This is a genomic window from Xanthomonas sp. 3058 (assembly GCF_014199765.1).
In the GTDB taxonomy this organism is placed as follows: domain Bacteria; phylum Pseudomonadota; class Gammaproteobacteria; order Xanthomonadales; family Xanthomonadaceae; genus Xanthomonas; species Xanthomonas campestris_B.
In genome coordinates, this window is record NZ_JACHOF010000001.1 from 1 (window position 1) to 11867 (window position 11867).

General features: G+C 63.1%; 14 protein-coding genes and 1 tRNA gene. 11 read left to right on the forward strand and 4 right to left on the reverse strand.

Going from position 1 to position 11867, the window contains the following annotated elements; translation table 11 throughout:
* The 8 genes from GGR61_RS00005 to GGR61_RS00040 all read left to right on the forward strand — a co-directional run.
* A partial coding sequence (locus GGR61_RS00005; protein WP_184620045.1) for a transposase occupies window positions 1-222 on the forward strand: 222 nt, incomplete at its 5' end.
* 420 nt (window positions 223-642) lie between these two features.
* Window positions 643-1812, forward strand: a complete 1170-nt coding sequence (locus GGR61_RS00010) for a phage major capsid protein (protein WP_184620046.1) — start codon at window positions 643-645, stop codon at window positions 1810-1812.
* Between the two features lie 2 nt (window positions 1813-1814).
* Window positions 1815-2333, forward strand: coding sequence for an HK97 family phage prohead protease (locus GGR61_RS00015; protein ID WP_184620047.1), 519 nt, complete (start codon window positions 1815-1817; stop codon window positions 2331-2333).
* Window positions 2330-3472, forward strand: a complete 1143-nt coding sequence (locus GGR61_RS00020) for a phage portal protein (RefSeq protein WP_184620048.1) — start codon at window positions 2330-2332, stop codon at window positions 3470-3472. Before GGR61_RS00015 ends, GGR61_RS00020 begins: the two co-directional genes overlap by 4 nt.
* Window positions 3426-3755, forward strand: a complete 330-nt coding sequence (locus GGR61_RS00025; RefSeq protein WP_184620049.1) for a head-tail connector protein — start codon at window positions 3426-3428, stop codon at window positions 3753-3755. Before GGR61_RS00020 ends, GGR61_RS00025 begins: the two co-directional genes overlap by 47 nt.
* Window positions 3752-4084: an HNH endonuclease signature motif containing protein gene (locus tag GGR61_RS00030; RefSeq protein ID WP_184620050.1), complete on the forward strand. Its 333-nt coding sequence runs from the start codon at window positions 3752-3754 to the stop codon at window positions 4082-4084. The genes GGR61_RS00025 and GGR61_RS00030 overlap by 4 nt, the downstream gene beginning before the upstream one ends.
* A gap of 239 nt (window positions 4085-4323) precedes the next feature.
* Entirely contained in the window at window positions 4324-4659 is a 336-nt protein-coding gene (locus GGR61_RS00035; RefSeq protein ID WP_221237213.1) for a hypothetical protein, read from the forward strand.
* 77 nt (window positions 4660-4736) lie between these two features.
* Window positions 4737-6155 (forward strand): terminase TerL endonuclease subunit, encoded by a 1419-nt coding sequence (locus GGR61_RS00040; protein WP_221237215.1) that lies wholly within the window; start codon window positions 4737-4739, stop codon window positions 6153-6155.
* Between the two features lie 88 nt (window positions 6156-6243).
* Here GGR61_RS00040 and GGR61_RS00045 read toward each other — a convergent pair whose 3' ends face one another.
* The 3 genes from GGR61_RS00045 to GGR61_RS00055 all read right to left on the reverse strand — a co-directional run bounded on the left by GGR61_RS00045 (window position 6244) and on the right by GGR61_RS00055 (window position 7974).
* Window positions 6244-6453, reverse strand: a complete 210-nt coding sequence (locus tag GGR61_RS00045) for a hypothetical protein (protein ID WP_184620052.1) — start codon at window positions 6451-6453, stop codon at window positions 6244-6246.
* Between the two features lie 141 nt (window positions 6454-6594).
* Window positions 6595-6684: transfer RNA gene (locus tag GGR61_RS00050), tRNA-Ser, on the reverse strand.
* Between the two features lie 276 nt (window positions 6685-6960).
* Window positions 6961-7974 (reverse strand): LysR family transcriptional regulator, encoded by a 1014-nt coding sequence (locus tag GGR61_RS00055; protein WP_184406325.1) that lies wholly within the window; start codon window positions 7972-7974, stop codon window positions 6961-6963.
* Between the two features lie 100 nt (window positions 7975-8074).
* Between GGR61_RS00055 and GGR61_RS00060 the strand changes: the two genes are divergently transcribed.
* Window positions 8075-8656, forward strand: a complete 582-nt coding sequence (locus tag GGR61_RS00060) for an NAD(P)H-dependent oxidoreductase (protein WP_184620053.1) — start codon at window positions 8075-8077, stop codon at window positions 8654-8656.
* Window positions 8657-8886: 230 nt separating this feature from the next.
* Here the strand turns inward: GGR61_RS00060 and serS are convergent, their stop codons facing one another.
* Window positions 8887-10167, reverse strand: coding sequence for a serine--tRNA ligase (gene serS / locus GGR61_RS00065; protein WP_184620054.1), 1281 nt, complete (start codon window positions 10165-10167; stop codon window positions 8887-8889).
* Between the two features lie 112 nt (window positions 10168-10279).
* Here serS and GGR61_RS00070 point away from each other — a divergent pair, with 112 nt between their 5' ends.
* The gene (locus tag GGR61_RS00070) at window positions 10280-10942 is read left to right on the forward strand and encodes an energy transducer TonB (protein WP_184620055.1); all 663 of its coding nucleotides are present in this window, start codon (window positions 10280-10282) and stop codon (window positions 10940-10942) included.
* Between the two features lie 248 nt (window positions 10943-11190).
* Entirely contained in the window at window positions 11191-11754 is a 564-nt protein-coding gene (locus tag GGR61_RS00075) for an energy transducer TonB (protein WP_184406278.1), read from the forward strand.
* Window positions 11755-11867 lie beyond the last annotated feature (113 nt).

Below are 11867 nucleotides of genomic sequence, written 5' to 3' on the forward strand. Positions count from 1 at the left end.
CGGGAGCGTGCTCGGGAACAGCGCTGGGAACACTTCAAGGCCAGCGTGCGCGCGAAGGTGGAGCATCCATTCCGGGTGATCAAGCGCCAGTTCGGTTACACCAAGGTCCGCTATCGCGGCCTGGCCAAGAACACCGCGCAGGTGCTGACCTTGTTTGCGCTATCGAACCTGTGGATGAAGCGAAAGCAGTTACTGCCGACGATGGGGAGCGTGCGCCTGTAGCCCGGGCAACACCCTGCAAACGCGCCGGAAACGGCAAAAAAATCGAGGATCTGAGCGCCGTCAGCCTGGTCGATGTGGTTAGGCTCATCCTCCGATGCCGTTGATCAGACCATCCCTAGATGCGCCACTCCTGAAACCTTTGGGCCGTAAGGCTTTCAGCTAAATAGTGGCGCAAGTGGCGCAAGATTTGGAATTAGCAACCTAGGAAAAAAAAGAGTTTTAGAGCTTTATTCCGCCAGCGCCGTCATATATGGGCATGCGCCACTTGCGCCACTCCCCCGTGTGGGCATCCTGCGCAGATTCTTTCACATAAGACACTGTTATTCGTCCAGCTACATCCCTGCGCATCCAACGCTTGCAGCACACATCCGCGTGGTCATCTAGTACGTCCGGGATATCCCTTCACTCCTGGAAAAAAACATGACCATTATCGAAATTCGCCAGCGCAAAGCTGCCCTCATCGCCGAAGCGCGCACCGCGCTGGAAGCAAACAACCAGGCCGAGTTTGAAAAGGCCAAGGCCGCGATCACCGAATTGGAAGCCGCCGAACAGCGGCAACAGTATCTGGACGATCTGGACCGCCGCGCTGCCACACCTACCCGCATCGACAACCCGGAGCAGCGTGTGAGTCTGCTGGACGTGCTGCGCGCCGGCATTGAAGGCCGCGCGCTCACTGGTGCTGCTGCTGAGCAGCATGTCGAAATGGAGCGCCGCCACGGTCCCGCCAAACACGGCGGCATTCTGGTTCCGCTGTCCGCATTCGAGAAACGCGCCAACACCACCGCGACCGCACCCGAGCTGATCGCCACGCAGCACCGTGCAGACCTGTATATCGGGCCGCTGCGCAATTCGTTGCTGGTGCAACGCCTGGGCGTGCGCACACTCACAGGTCTGACCGGCAATGTGTCCATTCCCAAGGCGGGTGCCGGCTTGTCCAGCGGCTGGGTGGCGGAAGGTCAGCCATTGCCGGAAAGTCAGATGGATTTTGAATCCGTCACCCTGACCCCGCGCCATGTTGGCGGCATCACCGAAATGAGCCGCCAGCTGATCCAACAGAGCGCGCCGGCTATTGAGGACCTGGTGCGCGAGGAATTGTCTTTCGCAGTGGCATCGGCCATCGACAAGGCCATCATTGCGGGCACGGGTGCAAACGGCCAGCCGCAGGGCATCATCGGCCGTGCTGGCGTGCAGACTGTTACCGAACTGCCGGGCAGCTGGGCTGCAGTGCTGGACATCGAGCAGAAGTTGGCGGCGCTGAACATCACCCCGTCCGGCTGGTACACCAGCCCCGGCATCCTCACTGCGCTGCGCAAGGTACTCAAGGCACCGAGTGCAGGCAGCGACTACGTGGCAACTACCGCACGCATCGGTGAACTTCCGGTGGCATCGAGCAACGCTGCGCCGACCAACACCGCCATCCTGGGGGACTGGTCGCAAATTCTGCTGGGCCAGTGGGGCGCGGTGGAAATTTTGGTCAACCCGTATGCCGAAACGCCGTACCGTCGCGGCGGCGTGCTGGTGCGTGCGATGGCAACGGTGGACGTGGCTGTGCGTCACGAAGCGGCTTTCGTCGTTGCCAAGGAGGCGTAACCATGAATCTGGAACTTCGATTCGCATCGGGTTCCAGCGTTGACGGCCGGTCACTCTACGGAGTGGCCGCACCGTTCGGCGTTGAGACTCGTATCGCTGATTTTCGGGAGGTCATCGCGCCCGGCGCATTCACGCGCTCGCTGGCATCTGGCACCGACGTGCTGGCGCTGGCCGATCACGACCCTGCCAAGGTGTTGGGCCGCACGCGCACGCGAAGCCTTGAACTGATCGAAACGGCTGCCGGCCTTGAGTACCGCCTCACTTTGCCGGATACGTCCACCGGGCGCGATCTGCGCGAGCTTGCGCAACGTGGTGACCTGGGCGGTGTTTCTTTTGGTTTCACCGTGGTGCGGGACAGCTGGGCCGGTGACGTGCGCACGCTGCATGAAGTCGCTTTGCATGAAGTCAGCATCGTGCAGGCTTGGCCCGCCTACCCCACCACCACCGTGAGTCTGCGCAGCCGCCAACAGCTGGATACGTGGATGGAACGCTCACGCTTGTGGTTGGAGACATGCCGATGAACCTATGGCCCTTCAAGCGCGCCGAGAAGCGCGATACAGATCCTTCCTGGTCGGCCCTCATCAATCGCGGTGCATTGAGTGCATCGGGCCAGTTTGTTGACGCGAACGCAGCGGAAAGCCTGACCGCCGTATTTGCCGCCGTGCAGGCGCTGAGCGAATCCACCGCCACGCTGCCGCTGCACGTCTACCAGCGTCAGGACGACGGCGAGCGCGTGCGCGCCGATGAGCATCCCTTGTCGCGCGTGCTGCGCCAGCCGAACGAATGCCAGACCGGCGTGGCCTTCCGCGAATCCATGACAGCAAGCGTGTTGCTGCACGGGAACGCCTATGCACGCATCGAAACCAACGCGGCCGGTGAGCTGACTGCACTGCATCCGATCCCTACGCGCGAGGTGAGCGTCATCAAGCTACCGAGCGGACGATGGGCCTACGATCTTCCCAACGGTGAACGCCTGCTACCACACGAACTGTTCCATCTGGCTGACCGCACCGAGCCTGGAGACATCGCGGGACGCTCACGCATCGCCATTGCACGCGATCAACTGGGCCTGAGCCTTGCGCAGCGTGAGCATGGTGCCGCTGTGTTCAAGAACGGTGCGATGCCATCGGGCGTGCTGGAAACTCCGAATCGCCTGGATGAAAAGCAGGTATCGCGGATCGCTGAGCAATGGCAAGCGCGCCATGGCGGTGCGGCTAACCATGGCCGCACGCCGGTCCTGGAATGGGGTCTTTCGTACAAGCCGCTCTCCACCACGCTGGAAGATCTGCAGTGGATCAGCGCACAGAAGTTGGCAGTTGAAGACGTGGCACGCATTTTCCGCATCCCGCCCACCATGATTCAAGACCTGAGCCATTCCACGTACACCAACGTCATCGAACTTGGTAGCCAGTTCGTTCGCTACTCGCTGGCCCGCTGGATCGCCATGTGGGAGGCCGAAATTTCCCGGCAGCTATTGGGGCCGGTCGCGCGTCGCCGCTATCTGGCCGAACACAGCGTGGAAGGTCTACTGCGTGGTGCGCCTGAGACGCGTGCAGCGTTCTACGCCAGCGCCATCGCTGCCGGCTGGATGACCGTCAACGAAGTGCGCAGGCTTGAAAACCTTCCTGCCTTGGAGGTGTCCGATGTTGACAACGATTGATGACGCCATCGACTACGTGCGCGCGGACGCCGACGATAGCAGCGTGGCCGTTCTATTGGCAGCTGCAGAAGCGGCATGTTTCGCAGTGCTGAACCGTAACGTCTACGCGAGCGTGGTGCCGAACGATGACGCTACGGGAATTGCTTTCCTTCCCGACATTCGGGGCGCAGTGCTGATCACGTTCGGTGCGTTCTATGTGCACCGCGATGGCAGCGTGGGGAGCGATATTCCGGCTGCTGCACTGGCCCTGCTGCGTGCCCATCGCTGGATTCCGCAGCCATGAGCCGAAACCGTCAGACAGGACGTGATGCTGATCCGCGTCGCGCCATTCCCTTGAACTCGCATGCTTGGAGGAAATTCCGTGCACAGATTATTGACTCCGAACCGCTGTGTCGGCATTGCAAGCGGTGCGGCCGGGTTACTCCCGCCACCGTGGTGGACCATATCAGCGGTGATCCTGCTGACAATTCTTTGTCTAATTTGCAGGCGCTGTGCGAGCAGTGCCACAACATGAAGACTGCGCGTGGAAACAATGCTGCGCTGCCTGGATGCAACGTCCACGGTATCCCGGCTGATCCTGTTCGGGGCTGGTTAGAAATATTTTCTGATTGATGAAAATCACAAAAAACCTCCGACTTACTAGACCGGCTGTCCATCGTTTTCAATCCCTAAGTGCAATATCTTTACTGCGGAGTACACTAATGCCAAATGTCCGGAAAGCCGCGCCCCGTGCGCGCCGCGCTGACAGTGCGACCGCTGCGGTTGAGGCGACCAAGAATGCAGCCCTGCCGATGCTTGAGCCGCCTGCGCACGTACGCCTGTCTGCTGCTGCGCTCAAGTTCTGGCCCCGCGTGATCGCCAACCGCGCGCGTGATCGCTGGAACGACCTAGACCTGACGAATGCAGCCGAGCTTGCGCGCCTGTATGCGGACATCGAGCGTCTGCGCGCCCTGATCGACAAGCAGGGCGACGTTCTGGGCGACGGCAAGCCGCACCCTGCGCACAAGCTGCTGGAAGCAGCCGGACGCCGCGCCGTTGCCCTCGCCCGCATGATCCAAGTCCACGCCGAGGCGACACAGGGCCGCGCGCAGGATCAAGGCAACGCGCTCAAATTGGAGAACCAGGCGCGTGCCGCGACGCAACAGCGTGATGATGACGATCTGATCCCCGGCGCGAGGCTGCAATGATCACGCGGGCGGGCAAGGTTATTAAATTCATTGAAACGTACTGCCTGATCCCAGACGGTGCGCACGTCGGCAAGCCAATGAGGTTGGCCGAGTTCCAGCGCGAGTTCATCACCAGCGTGTACGACAACCCCGCCAGCACACGGCGCGCGATGCTTTCCATTGGTCGCAAAAACGGAAAAACCGGCCTGATCGCAGCCCTGCTTCTGGCCCATCTTGTCGGGCCAGAGGCCAAACAAAATTCGCAAATCGTCTCTGGCGCGATGAGCCGCGACCAGGCGGCATTGGTGTTCAACTTGGCTGCCAAGATGGTGCAGCTGTCGCCGCGCCTGTCGGAAATCGTGCGCATCATCCCGAGCGGCAAGCGTCTGATCGGACTCCCACGCAACACCGAATACAAAGCGCTGGCAGCTGACGGCAAGACCGCGCACGGACTTTCCCCGGTGCTGGCGATCCTGGATGAAATCGGCCAGGTGCGCGGGCCGCAGTCTGACTTCGTTGACGCGATCACCACCAGCCAGGGCGCCCACGCAGAACCGCTGCTGATCGCTATCAGCACGCAGGCAGCCAGCGATGCAGACCTGTTTTCGATTTGGCTGGATGATGCACAGCGATCCGACGACCACCGCATGGTGTGTCGCCAATACAGCGCGCAGGAAGGTGCCGACCTGGACGACGAAAGCGCGTGGCGTGCCGCCAACCCTGCATTGGGTACGTTCCGCTCGCTGGACGACGTGCGCGAACAAGCCAAACAGGCTGCGCGGATGCCGAGCATGGAAAACACGTTCCGCAATTTGATCTTGAATCAGCGCGTGTCCGTAGTGTCGCCGTTCGTTTCGCCCAACGTGTGGAAGACCAACGGCGAGCAGCCAGCCGAGTTTGTGGGGCCGGTGTATGGCGGGCTAGACCTGAGCGCACGCACCGACCTAACCGCCTTCGTGCTGTACGACTTGCATGGCAATGTGCAGCCGTATTTCTGGACGCCGGGCGATGGTCTGCGTGATCGTGCCGCGCGTGATCGCGCGCCCTACGAAGTATGGCACCGGCAAGGCTTCCTGCGCACCACGCCTGGGGCCAGCGTGGACTATGACCACGTCGCTGCGGAAATCGTGGAGTTGTGTGCGGACCTGGATCTACGCGCCATCGCCTTCGACCGCTGGCGCATTGACGTGTTTCGCAAGTCCCTGGAACGGCTGGGCATCGAGCTGCCGTTGGTGCCAATGGGGCAAGGCTTCCGCGATATGGCCCCCGCACTGGATGCGCTGGAAGCGGAGCTGTTGAACGGCCGCATCGCGCACGGCATGCACCCAGCGCTGACCATGTGCGCGGCTAACGCCGTGGTGACGAAAGACCCGGCAGGCGGTCGCAAGCTGGACAAGTCCAAGGCAACGGGACGCATCGACGGCCTGGTGGCGCTGGCAATGGCCGTGGGCGCCGCGACCAGCGCGCCGGAAGCCGAGGCGTCACCCTACGCGGACAGGGGCTTGCTGTTCGTGTAACCGCGTGGGAGACAGCTGACAGGCGGGCCACCTTGAAAAACAGCCAGCAGCCGGAGCGGCGTCATGCGCCGTGATCCGGCACTTTGCCTCAAGCAAGCCTTTCAATGTCGGCGAGATTAACCTCCACCACATACACTGCAATGCCTGCTGCTTCCGCGAGCGTTTTGACGATCTGTCGCGCGTTCTTGCCTTCAACGATGAAGACCCCTGGTGCAACTGGCCTAGCATGCGCACCGATGAATGCTGAAAATTCGTCCGGCTTGTCTGAAAACGCCAAATACGTGGCGTGCAATGCCATCCTCGCTCCCCTCTTCCTTAGGCGGATTGCCCGAGACGATTTTGCCCGGATTGACCGCATAGCGACTAGGTGGATGGGATGTTGGAACGAAGATCTAGCGAAAAAATAAAGCGAATTAGATCAGTGACTTAGATCCGCATCTGGCGGAGAGAGTGGGATTCGAACCCACGGAAGGTTTGACCCTTCGCCGGTTTTCAAGACCGGTGCCTTAAACCGCTCGGCCATCTCTCCGATGCTGCTTGATTCTGCTTTGCACGATCCTCGACAAAGCATCGATGAATCACGCACGCGCCACGCGCGTTGCGAATGGCGCTGATGGTGACCGCCGCTGGTGCGGTGCTCCCCCTGGGAGCGCTCCCGGGCGCGTATTCTCGCATGCCCGGGCGCACTTTGCTAAACGCGTCGGCGTGCTGGGTTGACGCGCTACTGAGCGCTGCCAGGTTGCGCAGCGTTGCCAATCGGCCTGCCGCTTCGGCAGCGTCAACGCTGACGACTTAGACGCATCCCTCAGCCGGCTTCGGCGACCAGGCGCGATGCGGGACCGGCCGCACGCTTGAGCTTTTCGGCCAGCTCGGCGCAGTTGCCGCCGCAATCCAGGCGCGAGCGTTCGATTTCCTGCGGCAGGTGTTCGGCCAGGAAGTCGATGAACACGCGTACCGCCGGCAGCAGGCCGCGACGCGAGGCGAACACCGCGTGGCAGATGCCCTGCGGCAGCGACCAGTGCGGCAGCACCACTTCCAGTTCACCGCTGCGCACGGCTTCGGCGCACACGGTTTCCGGCAGCATGGTGATGCCGAAGCCGTCGCGCGCCATCGACTGCAGCAGCGGGAAGTCGAAACCGGCCAGGCGCGGTTGCAGGTCCACGCGGCGCATTTCGCCGTTCGGTCCATGCAACTCCCAGCGCTGGTGCGCTTCGTCTTCGCTGGTGCTCATGGTGGTGTGGTTGGCCAGCTCGCTTGGGTCCTTGGGCCGCCCGGCGCGGTCCAGATACTTGGGACTGGCCACCAGCAGCTCCTGCACCTGACCGAAGCTGCGCATCACCAGGCTGCCGTCGTCGTCCAGGCGCGAGCGCACGCGCAGCGCGATGTCGTAGCCCTCGTTGATGACGTCCACGCGGCGATTGCTGATGTTGAGCTGCAGCCGCACCTTGGGGTACTTGGCGAGGAATTCCGGCAACAGCTTGGGCAACTGGATCTGCGCCAGCGACACCGGCACGCTCACCCGCACAAGCCCGCGCGGCTCGGCGCTGAGGCGGTCCACCACCTCGCGCGCGGCCTGGGCCTCGGCCAGCATGGTCTGGGCATGCCGGTGCACGCTGGTGCCAACGTCGGTGACCGCAAAGCGGCGGGTGGAGCGCTGCAGCAGACGCACACCAAGATCGGTTTCGAGCTGGCTGATCCGGCGGCTCAGACGCGACTTGGGAATTCCCAGCGCACGTTCGGCAGCAGCAAAGCCACCGTGGTCCACCACCATCGCAAAGTAATACAGGTCATTCAGATCGTGCATGGCACTTACATCCAGGAATAGAACGATACGTGATATTTAAGCACCTTTATCCCACCAGAGCAACGACCTACGCTACGTCCCTCCGCGGCATCGCCGCTCTCAACAGGTCCTTGCCATGAAGCTGCTCCACCTCGATTCCAGCGCGCTCGGCGCCAATTCCGTCAGCCGCGAACTCAGCGCCGCCGCCGTGCAGCAACAACGCCGCTTGCACCCCAACCTGGAAGTGGCCTATCGCGATCTCGACAGTGATCCGGTGCCGCACCTGACTGGCAAGTCGCTGGCACAGACCGATCCCGCCGAAGCCGCTGCCGCCGAGGCGGTGCTGCAGCAGTTCCTGGACGCGGACGTGATCGTGATCGGCGCGCCGATGTACAACTTCTCGATTGCCTCCACGCTCAAGGCCTGGATCGACCGCATCGCGGTGGCCGGGCGCACCTTCCACTACACCGCCAATGGGCCGGAAGGTCTGGCCGGCGGCAAGCGCGTCATCATCGCCAGCGCACGCGGCGGCATCCATACCGGCCAGCCGACCGATTTCCAGGAACCCTATTTGCGCCAGCTGTTCGCCTTCCTCGGCATCGATGACATTCGATTCGTGCGCGCCGAAGGTGTGGCGTACTCGCCGCAACACCGCAGCGACGCGCTGGCACACGCGCTTGCCGGGTTGCAGTCCGAACATGCAGCTGCGATTGCGTAAACGTCGCAGGCCAGCGTGCACAGGTAAAAACGGGGCCGTGCTGGCCCCGTTTTCTTGCATCGGCGTGTACCGCCCTGTTCGACACGCATCATTGCCGTGGCGCAGCGTGTGCACCCAGCGCTGCTTTCCCACTTACCGCGCACGCAGTGAACCTGGGTGACGCAGGCTGGAAGCGGCGTCTAGCGCGCCGGTCGATCTCCAATCAGATGCGACATCCCTGCCCTCGCCGCTTACCCGATCCGCTCGATCCCACCCATGTACGGACGCAACGCTTCTGGCACATCGATCGAGCCGTCGGCGTTCTGATAGTTCTCCATCACCGCAATCATCGCCCGGCCCACGGCAGTGCCCGAGCCGTTGAGCGTATGCATCAACTCCGGCTTGCCACTGACCGGGTTGCGCCAGCGCGCCTGCATGCGCCGCGCCTGGAAATCGCCGCAATTGGAACAGGACGAAATTTCGCGATAGGTGTCCTGCGACGGCAACCAGACTTCCAGGTCGTAGGTCTTGATCGCGGAGAACCCCATATCGCCGGTGCACAGCAACACCTTGCGGTACGGCAGGCCGAGTTTCTCCAGCACCACCTCGGCGCAGCGGGTCATGCGCTGATGTTCGGCGTCGCTATCCTGCGGCGCGCAGGCGGTGACCAGCTCCACCTTTTCGAACTGGTGCTGGCGGATCATGCCGCGGGTATCGCGCCCGCCGCTGCCGGCTTCGGCACGGAAGCACATCGAATGGGCGGTCATGCGCAACGGCAGACGCTCGGCATCGACGATCTCGTCGCGCACGATGTTGGTCAGCGGCACTTCGGAAGTGGGGATCAGATAGCGGCGCGACTCGCCCACTTCGGTCTGAAACAGATCGTCCTCGAACTTGGGCAACTGCCCGGTGCCACGCATCGAATCGGCATTGACCAGCAACGGCACGTTGGTTTCTTCGTAGCCATGCTCCCCGACATGCAGGTCGAGCATGAATTGCGCCAGCGCGCGGTGCAGGCGCGCGATCGGGCCGCGCAATACGGTGAAACGCGCGCCCGACAACTTGGCCGCGGTCTCGCCATCCAGCCACCCATGCGGCGCACCGAGCTCGACATGATCCTTGACCGCGAAATCGAACTGGCGCGGCGTGCCCCAGCGCGATTGCTCGACGTTCTCGCTCTCGTCCTTACCGTGCGGCACATCGTCGGTCGGCAGATTGGGCAGGCCCAGCGCGATGGTGTCGAGCTTGCCGCGGATCACCTCCAGCGCTTCTTCGGAAGCCTTGAGCTCATCGCCGAAACCGGCCACTTCGGCCATCAGCGCAGTGACGTCCTCGCCCTTGGCCTTGGCCTGCCCGATTGCCTTGGATTTGGAATTGCGCTGGCTCTGCAATTCCTGCGTGCGCACCTGGATACGCTTGCGCTCGCTTTCCAGCGACTCCAGTTCCGCAGTGTCCAGCGAGAAACTGCGCGTGCTGCGCAGGCGCTCGGCAAGGTCGGCGGGATGTTGGCGAAGCAGGACCGGATCTAGCATCGGAAGTCTGTGTGTCGGTTTAGAGGCGTGGGATTATCGCCTGTTCCGCCACCTGCTGCGATCGATTCACCGGGGCTATGCCAGAATTGTCCCGATCCTTCAGGTGAGCCCTATGCCCGCGCCCCGCCCTGCGTCCGATCGCCAGATCGTCCTGCGTCTACCCCGCCACACGCTGAAAATTGCCGCGATCGCCTTTGGCGCCGGCCTGTTGTTGTTCCTGCTGGTGTGGGCCACTGGCCGCAAGGACGACTTCTACAAGGCCTCGCCGGCCCAGCCAAGCGCAGATGCGCCGGCAGACGCCAGCATCGAGCCACTGCCGGCGCCATTGCCGGCACAGGACGGCGCCAGCGACATGCCGCAAGCCAAGCCACCACAAGAAACCGCGACCCTGGTGGAAACCGCCCCCCCTGCTCCAGCTGCCCCGGCGCCGCTGCAGGAGACGACGGTTCCCGGTGCGCCTGACACCGCAGCCCCGTCAACCGCTCCCGCGGCCGGCGGCGATCGCCCGGTGCCGATGCAGGGCCAGATGCCGCCGCCGCGCTATCCGTCAGCTGCGCTGCGGCGTGGCGATGCCGGCGATGTGGTGGTGCGCGTAGACGTAGATGCCGCAGGCAAACCAGGCGGCGTGGCGCTGGTGCAACGCAGCGGCTCGCGCGATCTGGACCGCGCTGCAATGGAGGCGGTGCGGCATTGGCGTTTCCATCCGGCCCACCGCAACGGCCAACCGGTTGCCGGCAGCATCGATATCCCGTTTGAATTCAAGCCCGCGCAATGAGCGCGGCGAACGCGGGTTGGCGTCTGCAGCGTCGTTGCGCGCGGACGCTGCGGGTCGCATTGTAAAGACGCGGTTATTCCGCGTTTGCCGCCGTATTTATGTCGCTTTAACGGAACAACGTTGTCATTGCGGCTCAGCTGAACGCCTGCAGAGGCCTGGCCGATAATCCTGCCGCTGCCTTAGCTGCGCCTCAGGCAGCACCGACCAGACTGGGACCGTCATCCAACAGATGCGCCAGGAGGTCAGCCATGTCCTTCACCTCGAATCCTTCTTCACACCATGCACCGACGTTGCCGCATCGCGTTTCGCATGCGCAAGGCGGCGGCGCTTCGTCGCGGGCGTGGCTGTGGGCGGCAGCGTTCGTCGTGCTGCTGGCGGTGCCGGCGGGGTGGTGGGCCCGGCATAACGACGTATCCAACGCGGCTGAAACGCATGTGACACCCGCAATGAGTCGGCAGATCCTGCCCACCTCGGACGGCCCGCGTGCGGTGACCATGATCGCGCACCAGCCGGTGCGCGCGCCGATCGACAGCGTCCAGGCCCAACCGTTGCCGGGCAATCCGATGCCCAGTATTCCCGCAAGCTTGGCGCGCAGCGGTATCGAAGGCAGCCGTACTGCGCGCATGCAACTGGATGTGCAGGGCAAGGTAAGCGAGGTGACCATCGTGGACCGTAGCGGCAGCGAAGATCCGCGTCTGGACGCCGCCGTGATCGAGAGCCTGCGCCAGTGGCGCTTCGAACCTGCAACGCGCGACGGCCATGCGGTGGTCAGCAGCGTCCAGGTGCCGGTGGATTTCAACTCCGAGCTTTGAGCCAGTTCTCGCTGCCTGCTTGCAGTTCGGGGGACAGCCATCGAACGCCGTGTTTGTGAGTCACGCACGCCGATGTTGAGCGCGCCGTCCGCCAGCCGTCGTTACGACGACGC